Here is a 14,663-nt window from a genome sequence, read left to right on the forward strand (position 1 = left end):
GACCGGTGGCACCTGTGGCACGGCCTGGGCGAAGCCGTCGGTAAAGAGGTCGCCGCGCACAGCGTGTGCTGGGCCAAGGCCGGCCGCATGCAGGACGGGCCTCGCGCTCAAAGCACCCGGGAGCGATGGCAGCAAATCCACACCCTGCTCGCTGCGAACGTCGGCCTGCTCGAGTGCGCCCGCCGGCTGAACGTGTCGCTCAACACCGTCAAACGCTACGCCCGCGCCGCCGAACCCGAACGCCTGCAACGAGCTCCTCAATACCGGCCGACGCTGGTCGACCCGTATCGAGAACACCTGCGCCGCCGCCGGGAACAAGAACCCGCAATCGGCAACCTGCAGCTGTTCAAGGAGATCAAAGCCCTGGGATATCCCGGCAGCATGAACCTGCTCGTCCGCTACATCACCCAAGGCCGGGTCGAAGGCGACCGCCCACCGATGTCCCCGCGCCGGCTGACCAGCCTCGTGCTGACCCACCCCGATCACCTCAGCGACAACCAGCGCGAACACCGCCACGAGCTGACCACCGCATGCCCGGAAATGATCGATCTCACCGGGCTCGTCGGCTCGTTCGCCGCCCTTCTACGACCAGCCGAAGGCAACAGCACACGCCTGGACGCATGGATCGACGCTGTCCGGGCGACCGAACTGCCCCACCTGCACACGTTCGCCCGTGGCCTCGAACTCGACCACGACGCCGTCCACGCCGCCGTGACCATGCCCTACCACAACGGCGGAACCGAAGGCGTCAACACCAAAACCAAACGCATCATGCGCCAGATGCATGGCCGAGCCGGATTCACCCTCCTCCGCCACCGGATCCTCCTCAACTGAGATCACCCACGGTCACCACCGAAAGAGCGCCAGAGCCGAAAGATCCACAGTCCCGATGAGGATGTCCCGAGGTGGATCATCCTCAGGGCGTCGGCAAAGTCGTGAGGGTGTCCCGTTTTGGTGAGCTGGTCCGCCGATGGTGTGGTGGTTGGATCTGCGGTCGTGTGCTCCGCTCGTCGAGGGATCGTCATCGGTGGCGGTCGTCCGGTGACGTGAGGTCGGCGACCACGCCGAAGTGGTCACTGGCCCAGGTTCGGTCTATCGGCTTGTCGAAAGCCAGCCGGCAGCCGGCGATGCGCAGGTGCGGGCCGGTGTCACCGCAGCCGACCATGATGTAGTCGATGCGACGCGGTGGCAGCAAGGGCCAGTTGCCGCCCAGCACCAACGGATTGCGCGGCGTGAAGGTGTGTCCGGGCTCGTCCCTGTGGTGAACCTCCCAGGCATCGAGATAGTGCACGCTCATGCCGTCCAAGGACTGCAGGCCGCGCCAGAATCGGATGCTGGCCGACTCGGGCACATCGTCGAAATCACCGGCCACAATGACTGGTCGATCGGCGGCCAGGCCGGCGACCAGACGAGCAGCCGCCACCGCCTGCAATTCCCGCTCGTACTCGTAGCCAAGCCGAAATGTCGGCTTGTGGTGCGCGAGCAGCAGCGGACCGACGGGTGCGGGCACCGCGACCTCAAGCACCGCGACGCGCGCGGCGAGCTCGCGGGGATCGACACGCGGCGTCACCAGCAGCGCCTCCTCCAGCAGTATCCGCAGCGGCCAGCGGCTGGCAACCGACAGTCCGGTTCCGTCGGCCTCCCGGCCGCCGTGATGTATGACGTGATAGCCGGGACTGATCAGCTCCTGCACCTGGTCGTCATCGTCGGTCACCACCGTCTCCTGAAGGCACATCAGGTCCGCGTCGACCTGACGCAAACCGGTAGCCAGCGCAGCGCGTCGGGACGGCCAGTCACCGTGCCGTGCCCACACGTTCAACGTCAATACCCGTAACGAACTGGTCCGGGCGCCCTCGTCGATCATGTCCGCCATGTCCATGAGCTACCCGCCCTGCGCAGGCATAACCTGAGTCCCGGCGAAGTCGTCAGGTGATGCCGAGTAACGCGAGCGGGCGGTTGCTGGTGCGGGCGTGGTGACGGTTGGCGGCGGCGATGTTGGTTACGCCAGGCGCGGTCGTCGCTGTCATCCGGCCACTGTCGCCTTCCGGGGACCGGATGCGGCAGATGCGGATGTGGTCGGGTGGCGATGACTTTTGTCATCGCCCGGCCACTGATTCCGGTATCTACGCGGCGAAGCCCGACCACCGTTACTGTGCCTGGAGTTGATCTGGTGGCGGAGGAGGGGCATGTGATCAGGGTGTTGATCGCCGAGGACATGCACATGATCCGCGGTGCCCTGGTCGCGCTCCTCGGTTTGGAGGACGACATGCGCGTGGTGGCCGAGCTGGAGCGGGGCGACGAGATCCTCGCCGCCGCACTGCGTACCCGCCCTGACGTCGCCGTGGTCGACATCGACCTGCCGGGCCTGGACGGGCTGACCGCCGCCGAGCGGCTGCACGAGCAGCTGCCTGAGTGCCGCACGGTGGTGCTGACCGGGCTGAGCCAGCCGGGCAACCTGCTGCGAGCGCTCAAGGCGCACGTGCGCGGGTTCATCGTCAAGGACGCGCCCGCCGAGACGCTCGCCGACGGCATCCGCCGGGTGTACGCGGGTGAGCGGGTCATCGACCCGGACCTCGTCGCCGCCGCGCTGGAGACCGGCAGCAGCCCGCTGACCGCCCGTGAGGCCGACGTGCTGCGCGCCGCCGAGAGCGGCCTGCCCACCGACAAGATCGCCAGCAGCCTGGCCCTGTCACCGGCGACGGTGCGCAACTACCTGTCGAACGCGATCAGCAAAGTGGGCGCCAACAACCGCATCGACGCGATCAGGATCTCCCGCAATGCCGGCTGGCTCTGACACCGCGCTGCGCGGCCGCCCGGTGCCGGCGGCGGCGCTGATCAGGATGCCGGCCGTGCCCAGGCCCTGGTCGCGGTTAGCCTGGTCTTTCGACGCACTCGCGGGGAGGCGCGCGTTGGCCGATCGAAGCTACTCCGACCGGACGATTCGGCTGGTCACCGCCGCGCCCATCGCGGTGCTGGTGGCCGGCGTCGGCGTCCAGGTGTCGCTGACGGCTGCGAGCAACAGCAACCCGACGAGCGCGCTCACCACGTTCGTGCTCATGTGCTGCTACCTGCCGATGTGCGGGTATCACGCGTGGAGCGCCGCGCACCTGCGGCGCCCGCGGCACGGCGGATGGACGCTGGCCGCGATGACCGTGATCATCGCGGCTGGAGTGCCGCTGGTCGGCAGCGGGTGGCAGTTGACCTTCGCCCACCTGCTGGCATCGACGGTGATCGTGCTGCGTCGGCCGTGGGCGATCGTGGCCGGCTGCGTGCTCGTGGGCGCGCTGGTCCCCATCGACCTGCTGGTCAACCCGAACCCGAACCCGTTCTGGACCATCCTCGTCGTCGTGCAACGGGGCGCGGCGGTGCTCGTTCCGACCTGGTTCGCCGGAGCGCTCCGCGAGCTGCACGCGGCCCGGGAGGAGCTAGCTGGCCAGGCCGTTCTCCGGGAGCGGATCCGCATCGACCGCGAGCTCGCGCACACGGTCGGTGAGTCGCTGGACAAGATCGCCCGCCGGGGCGAGGCGGCCGCGGCTCAGGCCGGCACCGATCCCGATGGCGCCCTGCGCGAGCTGCGGGCCCTGGTCGACGGCTCGCGCCGCGCACTGGCCGCCGCACGCCGCCTAGTCCGCTCTTACCACCGGGTGTCGCTGCGCACCGAGCTCGACACGGCGATGGACCTGCTGTCGGCGGCGGGCGTACCGGCACGGCTTGTGCTGCCCGACAAGGACCTGCCCCGATACGCGGACGGCGAGGTGCGGAAGGCCTTGCGGGCCGCGGTCGACTGCCTGCTCCGCGACGGGTCCACCGGGACGTCCGTGATCACCCTCTGCGCGTCCGGCGGCCGCCTCCGCGTGGGCGTCGAGGTGTCCCGATGACCGGCCCCGGCCACCCGCGAGGCATCGTGCGGGCGGCGCCCTGGCTCCTCGTGGCCCTGCACCTCGCGCTACTTGTCATGTCACCGATCCTGGTCGCGACCGATGCCATCCGGCAGCACACCGCCAACCAGGTCGTGTTCGCGCTGGTGGCCGGCGCCGTGCTCGCCGTGGTGCACCTGCGGCACGTACGCGCCGCGGTCAGCGACCGGCGGCCGGTGGCGTGGCAGTGGACGCTGGCGCTGCAGGCGGCCCTCGTCTACGCCCCGCTGCCCTGGCTGGGACTCGACTGGGCGAGCACCTCGCTGCCGCTCACCGCGTCCGCCATGCTGATGCTCCCGCGCCCGTGGGGTGTGTCCGTCGGGTTCCCCATCGGCTACGTGGGCAGCGGGATCGGGTACGTGTTGCTGCTGTCTCAGATCTTGTCCACCGGCGACGTGGTCCTGGAGCTCGTGTACTACGCGTTCACCTGGGCCGTGTTCTCCTTCATGCTTTACGGGACCGCCCGGCTGGTCCGGCTCGTCAACGAGCTGTACCGCACCCGTGCCGAGCTCGCCGACCTCGCCGTCGACGAGGAGCGCGTGCGCGTCTCCCGCGACCTGCACGACCTGCTCGGGCAGAGCCTGTCCGCGATCTCCCTCAAGGGTGACCTGGCCGCGCGGCTGCTGCCGCTGGACCCGGTCCGGGCGCGGCACGAGATCACCAGTCTGACCGAGATCGCCCGCTCGACCTTGCGCGACGTGCGGGCTGTCACCCGCGACGAGCACCACGTGACGCTGCGCGAGGAGATCGCCGCCGCGCAGGGCCTGCTGATGGGGGCGGGCGTGGACACCCGGATCGACACCGCCGGCGCCGACCTCGACCTGCCGGAACACGCGCAGCGGGTGCTGGCCTGGGCGGTCCGCGAGGGCACCACCAACCTGCTCCGTCACAGCGAGGCCACCACCTGCACGATCACGCTCGCCCGCAGCGGCGGCGCGATGTCGCTGGACATCCGCAACGACGGCGTACGGCAACCGCCGGGGGGCGACGGCTCCGGGCTCGGCGGACTCAAGGACCGGGCGGCCGCTGCCGGCGGGTGGGCCCGCAGTGAGGCATCCGGCGACGGCCGCTTCCACCTCCGCGTCGAACTGCCCGAGACCAACGCGCTGGTCGACCGCCCCTAACCGCAAAAGTTTCTCCGGCCGCCATGTCGAGACGTGGGGCCGGCTCCGACCTGCCTATGACCACGAAGAAGGAGGCAATCATGAGCAAGATCATCTACTGGGTGCACACCTCGGTGGACGGGTTCATCGACGGGCCTAACGGCGAGTTCGACTGGCCCGTGATGGGCCCGGAGCTGTCCGCCTACTCCGAGAGGCTGGACAAGCGCGTCGATACGCTGCTGTTCGGGCGGACGGTGTGGCAGATGATGGTGGGCTTCTGGCCCATCGCGGAGTCCATTTCGGACGATCCGCACGTCGCCGCCTTCGCACCCTTCTGGCGCGCCACGCCGAAGATCGTCTTCTCCCGCACGTACCAGGGCGACGAATGGACCAGCCGCGTCATCAGCGCCAACCTGGCCGAGGAGGTCGCGGCGCTCAAAGCCCGGCCGGGTGGCGGCGACATGCTGCTCACCGGCGGCGCCGCGCTGGCGGCGTCGCTGACCGAGCTAAGGCTCATCGACGAGTACCACATCGCGGTGCACCCGGTCGTGCTCGGCGGCGGCCGGCAGCTCTTCGCCAAGCCGGACCACCGCCACAAGCTGCTGCTCGTCGACTCCAAGGCGCTCGACGGGCAGGTACTCGTGTCGCACTACCGGCTGGGCTGACTTTTGTCATCGCCACCCGACCACATCGGTATCTGCCGGTCGCCCGGTCCGGTCGACGACACTGATCGAGTACACGTCCGGAGACTTTGGAGAACGACATGAGCGAGGTTGTCCATCAATGAGCGCCACCATGACAGCGGGTCGATTGCGGGATCCTCGCCTGGCGCTGGCGCTGCTTTCCCTGCCGTCGCTGCTGATCGCGATCGACATCAGCGTGCTCAGCGTCGCCCTGCCCCGGATGGCCGCCGACCTGCGCCCGTCACCGACCGAGCTGCTCTGGATGAACGACATCTACGGGTTCATGGTCGGCGGCACGATGATCACGATGGGCGCGGTCGGTGACCGGATCGGCCGGCGACGGTTGATCGTCATCTGCGCCGCGGTCTTCGCGGTCGCCTCGGCGGTCGCCGCTTTCTCGACCGGCCCCTGGATGGTCATCGTGACCCGGGCCGTCATGGGCGTCGCCGGCGCGGCGATAATGCCTGCATCACTGGCGCTCATCGGCCGGCTCTTCCCCGACCCGAAGCGCAGCGTCGCCGCGATGGGCGCGTACATGACCTGCTTCCTGGTCGGCATGACCATCGCGCCGCTGATCGGTGGAGTGATGATCGAGTACTGGTGGTGGGGCTCGGTGTTCCTGCTCGGCGTGCCGGTGATGCTGGTGACCCTGGTGGCCGCGCCGCGCCTGCTGCCGGAGTTTCGGGCACCGGCCGCAGGCCGCCTGGACCTGCCCAGTGCCGCCTTGTGCCTGGCCTCGATCCTGCTGGTCGTCGCCGCGCTCAAGATGATCGTGAACAGTGGCTGGTCGTGGCAGCCGGTCGTCGCCGCGGTGGCCGGCGTCGGGCTTGGCACCGCGTTCGTGCGCCGCCAGAACACGCTCGACGACCCGCTGGTCGACCTATCCGTGCTGCGCCGGCCCGGCGTCGCCAGGGTGATGTGGGTCCTCTTCCTGACCGCGATGGTCATGGGCGGCACCTCGATCTACTGGGCGTTCTACCTGCAGTCCGCTCAGGAGCTGTCGCCGTTGCGCGCGGCGCTGTGGCTGACCCCGTCGATGATCGCCATGATCGTGGCGTCGAACCTCGGCCCGTGGCTCGGCCGCCACATCCCCCCGTCGCGGGTCATCCTGGGCAGCCTGATCGTGATGGCCACCGGCTTCCTGCTCTACGCGATGGTCCCGGCGGGCCGGTCCGGCATCCTCACGGTCGTCTGCGGCGCGGTGCTGACGACGGCCGGAGTGGGAGCGGCGTTCCCGTTCCTGATGAACGACGTCATCTCCCACGCGCCGCAGGAGCGTGCCGGCTCGGCCGCATCACTGGCACAGACGGCCAACGAGATCGGTATCGCGATGGGGCTCGTCGTGCTCGGCAGCATCGGCACCGTCGTCTACCGCTCGAGGCTGACCTCGAGCACCGGGCACGCCGACGGCTCGTGGGTCGACGGCTTCCGGGAGGCCGGCAGCCAGCACGACGCCACCCTGCTGCGCCACGTCCAGGAAGCCTTCAGCTCCGGCTTCCGCGCGGTCGGGATCTTCGGTGTGGCGGTGATGGTGATCGTCCTGCTGCTCCGCGTGGCACGTTCCCGCCCGGCGAACTGAATCCCGAGCCTCAGCTCGCCGGCCACGACCCAGCCGCTGGCGTGGCCGGACACGACCATCGAGTCCGGCGATCCTGTCCAGGTAGTCACACGCCTCAATGCCGAATCCGACGTGCCGCTACGCTCCCACGGCGGCCTGACGCTCAACCGCCCCAGGCTGCCACGGTCTCTTCAGCGCTCGCACCCACGACCCGCGGACCACCATCCAGACCACGTTCTGCATCCACGCACAGGGATAGCGCAATCGATGTGGATCTCTAGGATTGGTTCGGCCCCGGACTGATCTCTAGCCTGTCAAGCACACTCGATCCGGGCCGTTCACGGCCCAGTCGATTCAAGGTGGACTGGTCCACGACGGGCGAGGAGGTGCGGACACATGCTTCGCAGAAGTACTGGTACGGCATGGTCACCTCCTGTCAGTTCAACCTGCCATTCTTACACCGCTCCGACGTCGCGCTGGACAAATTTCTACGGCACGATGCACGTGCCCAAGCGTTCCCGCCGCGCCAAGATCGACACACTCATCCGCCGAGAACAATGCTTCGCTGGTCGGCTGAGGAACAGCTCCGTTCCGATCACGGGAAGGTGAATGACCCGCCGAGATATTCGCTACCGGTCGCCACGACACAGAGACGATTGCCCCACGGGTCGCGGAAGTAGAAGGACCGCTCTCGCCACGGTCGTACCGCCACCGTTCCTCGTTCAGGGTCGGGTACGGCCCCGGACCGGAGCACCCGCTCGCGCACGTCGTCCAGAGGTTCCGAGCTGGAGAGGTAGACGACGCCACGATTGGGACCCGGGAACTCCGGATCGCCATCGCTGACCGCATCCCAGCAGGCGAGTAAGGTTCCTTCGCACTCGAAGTAGTGCCTTCCGGCAGTGACTCGCTCACCAGGCTGGCCGCCTAGCAGTTGTTGGTAGAAGGCCGCCGCGGCATCGATGTCGGCAACAGGAAGGACTACTCGGAAAAGGCGCATGTACTCATGATGGCCGATGCGGCTCGTGCGCTGAACTGCCGCCGATAATGTGAGGTCGCGGGCACGCTGCGTACACTCGAATCGTCATGCGGAAGGCTGTTGCTGTACACCAGTCAGCTCCACCACGTAACCAACGAAACGGCGGTCACCGAGGTTAGGCGTCCATCCGTCTGCGCGCTGAGCCACGGTAACGGTCCCGGAGCCAGCCATTGGAAAGAGGTCTTTTCCGCTCGGCCCGTCCCCGGTGCCGCCGGGCATGTCCCGGTCGAGGACCCGCAGCGTTGTACCGGTTGAACGAGGCCTTCTCCAGCGCCTGCCCGCCGTCATAGGCCACGTCGACCGCCATCGCCTCGTGCCGCAGCCCCACCGCGATGGTGTCGGTCTCCCACACGGCGGCGTTGCCCGCCTCGGCACGCATGACGATCGCCTCCCCGTGCCAGCCGGCGACGTCGGTCCGCACGGCCTGCCGGTCCGCCGGCGTGAGGACCGGCACCTCGCCCGTGCGCCGGGCGTCGGCGACCAGCTGCGTCGTGCGGCTGGTGAACGTGGGTCCCATCGTTCCCCGCCCGTCCGGTCCCGGACCGAGGAAATAGCCCTCGGGTACCTCGAATTCCTGACCGGCGGCCGCGCTCCAGCCGAGCGCATCGCGGCCGAGCCAGCTGGTGGGCAGGGGAACCGGCACCATCGCCCCGCCTGGGCGCACATAGTCCCGCCAGGCGCCACTGCTGATGAAGACCGGCACCGGCCGCTCGGCCATGGCCGGCACCGGGGTCGGCAGCAGCGGGACGAGCGCCGCCGCCGCCACCCGGCCGACCCGCCACCGGTCGGCAGCCGATGCCACCAGCAGCACGGCCGCACCGGTCACCGCGAAGGTCAGCCGGCTCGTATCCCGATTTGCCGCGATCCGCGTGCTGACTGAATTGTCGTGCGCCGGGCCTGTGCGGGCGTCCGAAGCAGGGCGGGGCAAGACGACGAAGTTCAGTTGATGATGGCGGCGAGAGAGTTATCGCATCGCTGGTCTCGTAGCCGACCGCTGTGACGAGGAGGCTGGTGGTTGTGTCGGACGGGCGATGGTTACGGACCGGATCCGCCGGCCTCCGACCTCTCCACTGGCCTGCCATACCGTCAGCCGCTCAGCACACGCAGCGCCGTGACTGCGGCAAGAGCGAAATGCAGTCCAGCCGGCTTCGAGTCCCGTGCGGCCAGCGCTAAATCGGTACCCCGTGCGGCGTCGGCCGATCGCCGCCATCCAAGCAGTAGGAACTGCCAGAGTGGCCAGTAGTCTCACCTGCCAGTTCGTCGAGGGCCCGGTCGCCGATCGCTACGCGCAGGCCCAGACCTGCGGGGCCGCGACGGCTGACCAGCCGGGCCGTCGACGGCACCGGGGCTGGAGAACGACACCGAAGGCGCCGCAGGCCGGGAAGACACAGGTGGCGGCCATTGCGATGCCGTGATCTGCGCTCCGGTGACCGGCGGCGGGGGCGTGATCTGGTCGAGCAAGCGCTGCGCCAAAGTGGCGTCGATCTCGAGGTCAGCGCTGATACGAACATCGGCGGCGGTCGCCAAGTCCACGACGTCGTCGCTGGTGAACGCGTCAGCTCCGAGAGTGCTCAGCCGCCGCGCGAACTCCCGCATGTTAATCATCTGCAGCCTCATCCTCGGGTTGCTATTGGTCCACCGTAACCCCCGCTTCGGTCGGCGGTCCCTGCACCACCACCCCGGGCTACCGCGGCCAACAGCGATGCCCGCTGCTCGGCGGTCCCATCTCTTCGGCGAGACGATCGCGCGCGGAGGCCGGCAAGTTCGTCGCACTCTGTGCAACCCATGCTGGCCCGCGACGCGCGGATTAGCCGATGTCCGGACGGCTCGGTCCTGATCGCGCTTCAAAGCCAAGCGAGGCACCGGAGCTTCGTTAAGCGTCGTGCGTTCAAGTGCCGCGCCCAAGCGACTGCGGCCGCTGGCGACGTTGACATACTTGCCAAACTGGAAAGTACGCAGCATGCTTTCCGCTATGGAAAGTAACCCGGCACAACAGAACCCGGACGATCCCCGCTCCGTGCTCGCCGTGGCGGACCAGGCGCGCCAGCGATTCGCCGCCGGCCTGCGACTGCCCACCGGCCTGCACCCGGCACTGGCCGCCGCGATCGCGGTCCAGGTGGGCGCCGCCGCCTACGGGATCTCCACTCAGACGGCCGCCGGGCTCGCGGTGGCGCTGGCCGGGGTGGCAGTCTTCCTGGGCGTGGCCGCGCTCCTGCTCTACCAGTTCCGGCGGATCAACGGCGTCCGGGTCGATGGTCTGGCCAGTCAGATCGTCCTTGGGGCCGGGGCCACACCGACGCTGGCCTACCTGGGCGCGTTGGGGGCCTCGACGTGGGCCGCCTTCGAGTCGCGCTGGTGGCTCGTCGCGGCGGCGGCCGTGGCCGGGGGAGTCGGCTACGCGTTCGGCACCCTCCGGTGGTGGCACGCCTACCGGCACGACCCGGCCGCCCATGCGGGCGGCGCCTCGGCGCGAATGCTTGCCGCGCTCGCCGTGCTCGCGTGCCTGGGGCTCGTCGCGCTACTGGTAACCGGCTGATGGCCGAGCTCGACCCGCTGATCCACGCCCCGATCCGGCTGCAGGTGGTCACAACGCTGTCCGCGGTGTCGGAGGCGGAGTTCGCCACGCTGCGGGCCGTTCTCGAGGTCAGTGACTCGGTGCTGTCCAAACACGTCTCGGCGCTGGCCGACGCCGGTTACGTGCACACCCGCAAGGGAGTCCAGGCCGGGCGACGCACGACGTGGATCGGGCTGACCAGCGCCGGCCGGCAGGCCCTGCGCGCGCACGTCGCGGCCCTTCGCCGGCTGATCGACATGGTCGACTGATCCCCAGCAGTTCCTGTCGACTCACTGGCAGCGTCCGCTCATGCCGCCGGCCGTGCGCGCCGATCACCGAAAGTGGTCCTCCGACGTAATCGTTGCTAGGTGGTCTTGGCGCACGCTCGTGTTGAGAACCGAACGCCGGGAGAGGCGCCGCGAAGAACAGTGCGGACCTTTCAAAAGGGCTCCAGACCAGCGTCACCAAGGTTCAAGCCGGCAAGTAGCCCATCAAGCGAGTCCGGTGCGGCGAGCTGAAGATCGCCGTGCGGGTCCCAACGAAGCCAACCGGGCCGGAGCACGCCGAGCGTGACGAGGACGGCTCCGTTGGCGGCAGTGAACTCGAGCCAGAGGTCCGGCAATTGCAGCCAGTCCATCACCAGCGAGTCCGACCGCAGCTGTAGCGCTTCTGCCAGCGCGCCCACGGATGCGAGATCCGTGATGTCCAGGAGCATTTACGGCGCCTCCCGATGGCGACGCTTCCTGGCTGGCTGCAGCTTCCCTCTTCGGTCGAATATCCGAATCCGTACGGCCCTTCCGAGAAGGGGTGGCAAGGCGTGAGCCAGCTCGCATGCCCTACCGGTGGGCTGTTCGTGCCTATCTGAGGTCGGGTCGGTCGACACGTGATCATGCTGCCGACCCGCACCAAGCCGCTCGAGAGCCGCGCACTGAGCTGCTGCGGATAGCCCGCCCATTCCTGGTGCCGGTCACGGAGAGTGCCGCGCGAGCAGCAGAGCCTCGGTGCGCTCCCGCAGCCGGGCGCGGAACGCCGGGTCGTAAGCCTGGTCGAGTGCCCGCGTGGGCTGCGTGCCGTTGAAGTACCGACCGGTTACGCCTTCCAGATCGGGGTCGACGATGAGGCGCAGCGTCGCGTGCAGCCCTTGCTCCAGCGAGTCGATGGTGCCGTAGCGGGACTCGCGCACCATCGCGGTCGGCATCAGTGAGGCCGGGTGCAGGCAGTTAGCCGTGACGCCGGAACCGGCCAGTTCGTCGGCGAGATCGAAGGTGTGCGCGATCAGCGCCAGCTTGGACCGACGGTACGCCTCCACTCCGGCGTACTCCCGTTCCATCATCAGGTCGTCGAGGTCGACCGGACGCTGCCCGGCGGAGGCGACATTGACGATCCGGGCGCAACCGGACCGGTGCAGGACCGGCAGCAGCAACCTGGTCAGCAGATACGGCGCCAGGTAGTTGACCGCCAGGCGCAGCTCGTACCCGTCGCGGGACAGTTCCCGACCGGCGCCCGGCGCGCCGAACCCCACGCCGGCGTTGTTGACCAGCACGTCGATTCCGTCAGCATGCTCGGCGGCCCGAGCCGCGAGCGCGCGTACCTCGTCGAGCGACGACAGGTCGGCCCGGATCGCCACCGCGCCGGTCTCCCGGGCGATGCCGGCCAGCCGCCCGGCGTCGCGGCCGTGGACGACGAGATGGTGGCCCGCGGCGGCGAGCTCGCGCGCCAGCGCCCGCCCCAGCCCATCGGAGGCGCCGGTGATCAGAATGTTCGCCACGGTGCCAGTCTGCCCTGACCGGGGCGGGCACACACGGTCGCGACCGTCACGAGCCGGCCAATCAACACGCGGATCTGCCGAATCAGTGCGTTGCGGCATCGATGATTGCCACTGACTGCGGCGGCAATTCGGGGTTTGCGCCGGGTAGGAGCCGTACGCCTGGGCCATGTGCGCCGCCTCAGCGAACCGTAACGATCCCTACAATGGGCGGGATGGACTCACAGCACGACGCGGCGGGCACCGGCGCCGGTGCAGATACGGCGGGCTTCGATACGTTGCGGCACGCGGCCCGCAGCATCTATGGCGCCGATGCCGCCGGGTACCAGGACGGGCGGCCTGACTATCCGTCGCGGGTGTACGAGGTACTACGCTCGCGATGCGCAGTGGGACCGGGCAGCAAGGTGCTGGAGATCGGACCCGGACCCGGGATGGTGACTCGGCACCTCTTGGCTGCGGGAGCACAGGTTGTCGCGGTCGAACCGGACCCGGGATTTGCCCAGTACCTCGCCCACACGTTGCCCGGTGTTCAGGTCGTGACGGCGCCGTTTGAGCAAGCCGACCTCGAGGGGGGATTCGATGCTGTCGTGGCCGCCACCTCGTTTCACTGGCTCGACCAGCCTGCCGCCTTGTCCAAGTTGGGCCGCGTACTGCGCCCGGGTGGATGGGCGGCGATCTGGTGGTCGCTGTTCTCTGACCCGCACCGCGACGATCCACTGCTGGCCGCGGCCACCGCCGCGCTGGGCTTCGAGCCTGGCAACCAGCGCGGCGGGACGGGGTTCCAACTTGACACCGAGGCCCGCTGCGACGATCTGCGACGCGGTGCCGGCCTCGTCGATATCGAATACGAATTGATCCCGTCCGACATTGCCATGAGTGCTGACCAAGTGCGCGCGTTGTTCCACTCGATGATCACTATCCGGCGGCTACCGGCCGGCCAGCGGACCCACGTCCTCAATACGCTGACCGATCTGGTGAATAACGCGTACGGCGGGATGACCACCCGCCCACACCTGACCGCTTTATACTTCGGTCGTAAAGCCCACGGCTCGACCACAGGCCACGAGGATTAACCGGAACTACCGGTAGGAGCAGATCCTGGGTGACGGCGCTCGCGGCTTCGGTGATGTCGCCGAGGTGAACGCCGGTGCGAACGTCCCAGCAGCGGACGATGTTGCCGTCGGCCACGGCGAGCAGGTGATCTGTGTTGGCGGCCGCCGGGTCGAATGGTGCGCCGGCCTCGCCACCGGCCTGCAACGGCTCGCCGAATTCCGCACCGGTGCCGGCGTCCCACCGGCGGACCACGCCGACGTCGTCGTGCGAGATCAGCAGCAGGCGGCCGTCGACGAGGCGGTGAAACCGTAGGCCGGTGATACAGCAATCGCTCGCGACGATGGCCTCGCCGAGTCGCTCCCCGGTGGCCGCGTTCCACCGCCGGATCAGTCCGTGCTCACCGGCGGCGGCCACCGTCGTCGCGTCGGCCGCCACCGCGTACGCCTCGCCGGGCAGACCGGCCAGGCCCGCACGACCTCCGGCCAGGCCGGTGCTTTTGCCGGTCGCGGGGTCGATCAGCCGGACCCGGCCGTCGTTGCACGCGCCCGCGAAGAACGCGCGCCCGCTGGGAAGCCCGCCCGCGGCGACGTCCGAGATCCGCTCGCCTGCTATCTCCACGACCGTGCCGGCGAGCGGATCGCCGAGCAGGAACCCGTCGTCGGAGCCCGCGGCGAGCCGCAGCCGCCCGTCGGGCAGGCGTACTGCCGCAAGGCCGAACGTTGCCATCGGCAACTTCTTGCCGACCGGCGCGCCGGTCGCCGCGTCCCAGCACCAGACTCCGTCCCTCCCGGACGACACCAGCGTGCTCGAGGCTGCCGCCAGGTCGTCCACCTTCGCGCCGTGCCCGGTCAGGTCCGCACCGGCCGGGTTGCCCCCGAGGTCCCAACGCCGCAAGCGGCCGTGTTCGGCGCCGGTGACCACCAGCGGGCCGTCGTGCGTGGACACGAGGCCACGGTGTTCACCCGGTTAGCCGGGAGTTGGACGGCTTCTTCCC

The 14,663-nt window shown here is 69.1% G+C and carries 15 protein-coding genes; 9 read left to right on the plus strand and 6 right to left on the minus strand.

The annotated features are described in order from the left end of the window. A partial coding sequence (locus tag ACIA5C_RS47465) for a transposase (RefSeq protein WP_396067777.1) occupies nt 1-834 on the plus strand: 834 nt, incomplete at its 5' end. Between the two features lie 187 nt (nt 835-1,021). On the opposite strand, the gene ACIA5C_RS47470 is transcribed toward ACIA5C_RS47465, so the two are convergent. Further along, nucleotides 1,022-1,873, minus strand: coding sequence for an endonuclease/exonuclease/phosphatase family protein (locus ACIA5C_RS47470; protein WP_396067779.1), 852 nt, complete (start codon nt 1,871-1,873; stop codon nt 1,022-1,024). 315 nt (nt 1,874-2,188) lie between these two features. On the opposite strand from ACIA5C_RS47470, the gene ACIA5C_RS47475 reads away from it, so the two are divergent. The 5 genes from ACIA5C_RS47475 (at nt 2,189) to ACIA5C_RS47495 (ending at nt 7,282) form a co-directional block, all read left to right on the plus strand. Next, nucleotides 2,189-2,794 (plus strand): response regulator, encoded by a 606-nt coding sequence (locus ACIA5C_RS47475; protein ID WP_396067781.1) that lies wholly within the window; start codon nt 2,189-2,191, stop codon nt 2,792-2,794. A 115-nt stretch (nt 2,795-2,909) separates the two neighbouring features. Beyond that, nucleotides 2,910-3,878: a hypothetical protein gene (locus ACIA5C_RS47480; RefSeq protein ID WP_396067783.1), complete on the plus strand. Its 969-nt coding sequence runs from the start codon at nt 2,910-2,912 to the stop codon at nt 3,876-3,878. Continuing rightward, entirely contained in the window at nt 3,875-5,041 is a 1,167-nt protein-coding gene (locus ACIA5C_RS47485) for a sensor histidine kinase (RefSeq protein ID WP_396067785.1), read from the plus strand. Before ACIA5C_RS47480 ends, ACIA5C_RS47485 begins: the two co-directional genes overlap by 4 nt. Nucleotides 5,042-5,121: 80 nt before the next feature. Beyond that, entirely contained in the window at nt 5,122-5,685 is a 564-nt protein-coding gene (locus ACIA5C_RS47490) for a dihydrofolate reductase family protein (RefSeq protein ID WP_396067787.1), read from the plus strand. A gap of 130 nt (nt 5,686-5,815) precedes the next feature. After that, the gene (locus tag ACIA5C_RS47495; RefSeq protein WP_396067789.1) at nt 5,816-7,282 is read left to right on the plus strand and encodes an MFS transporter; all 1,467 of its coding nucleotides are present in this window, start codon (nt 5,816-5,818) and stop codon (nt 7,280-7,282) included. 574 nt (nt 7,283-7,856) lie between these two features. On the opposite strand, the gene ACIA5C_RS47500 is transcribed toward ACIA5C_RS47495, so the two are convergent. Next, nucleotides 7,857-8,258, minus strand: coding sequence for a VOC family protein (locus tag ACIA5C_RS47500; RefSeq protein WP_396067791.1), 402 nt, complete (start codon nt 8,256-8,258; stop codon nt 7,857-7,859). Between the two features lie 154 nt (nt 8,259-8,412). Beyond that, a complete protein-coding gene (locus ACIA5C_RS47505; protein ID WP_396067793.1) occupies nt 8,413-9,123 on the minus strand; it encodes a hypothetical protein in 711 nt (236 codons plus the stop codon). Nucleotides 9,124-10,269: 1,146 nt separating this feature from the next. Between ACIA5C_RS47505 and ACIA5C_RS47510 the strand changes: the two genes are divergently transcribed. Both ACIA5C_RS47510 and ACIA5C_RS47515 read left to right on the plus strand, forming a co-directional pair. Further along, nucleotides 10,270-10,833, plus strand: coding sequence for a hypothetical protein (locus tag ACIA5C_RS47510; protein WP_396067795.1), 564 nt, complete (start codon nt 10,270-10,272; stop codon nt 10,831-10,833). After that, on the plus strand, nt 10,833-11,120 hold the full coding sequence (locus ACIA5C_RS47515; RefSeq protein ID WP_396067797.1) for a transcriptional regulator: 288 nt from the start codon (nt 10,833-10,835) through the stop codon (nt 11,118-11,120). The genes ACIA5C_RS47510 and ACIA5C_RS47515 overlap by 1 nt, the downstream gene beginning before the upstream one ends. 170 nt (nt 11,121-11,290) lie before the next feature. Here ACIA5C_RS47515 and ACIA5C_RS47520 read toward each other — a convergent pair whose 3' ends face one another. Both ACIA5C_RS47520 and ACIA5C_RS47525 read right to left on the minus strand, forming a co-directional pair. Next, nucleotides 11,291-11,566 carry a hypothetical protein gene (locus ACIA5C_RS47520; RefSeq protein ID WP_396067799.1) on the minus strand — a complete coding sequence of 92 codons (276 nt, stop codon included), beginning with the start codon at nt 11,564-11,566 and terminating at the stop codon, nt 11,291-11,293. Between the two features lie 252 nt (nt 11,567-11,818). Further along, nucleotides 11,819-12,619 carry an SDR family NAD(P)-dependent oxidoreductase gene (locus ACIA5C_RS47525; RefSeq protein WP_396067801.1) on the minus strand — a complete coding sequence of 267 codons (801 nt, stop codon included), beginning with the start codon at nt 12,617-12,619 and terminating at the stop codon, nt 11,819-11,821. Between the two features lie 212 nt (nt 12,620-12,831). Between ACIA5C_RS47525 and ACIA5C_RS47530 the strand changes: the two genes are divergently transcribed. Then, nucleotides 12,832-13,689 (plus strand): class I SAM-dependent methyltransferase, encoded by an 858-nt coding sequence (locus ACIA5C_RS47530; RefSeq protein ID WP_396067803.1) that lies wholly within the window; start codon nt 12,832-12,834, stop codon nt 13,687-13,689. On the opposite strand, the gene ACIA5C_RS47535 is transcribed toward ACIA5C_RS47530, so the two are convergent. Further along, on the minus strand, nt 13,571-14,614 hold the full coding sequence (locus tag ACIA5C_RS47535; protein WP_396067805.1) for a WD40 repeat domain-containing protein: 1,044 nt from the start codon (nt 14,612-14,614) through the stop codon (nt 13,571-13,573). The two genes, ACIA5C_RS47530 and ACIA5C_RS47535, sit on opposite strands and share 119 nt — an antisense overlap. Between the last annotated feature and the right edge of the window lie 49 nt (nt 14,615-14,663).

This window comes from Actinoplanes sp. NPDC051343 (genome assembly GCF_044455125.1).
Taxonomy (GTDB): Bacteria; Actinomycetota; Actinomycetes; order Mycobacteriales; family Micromonosporaceae; genus Actinoplanes.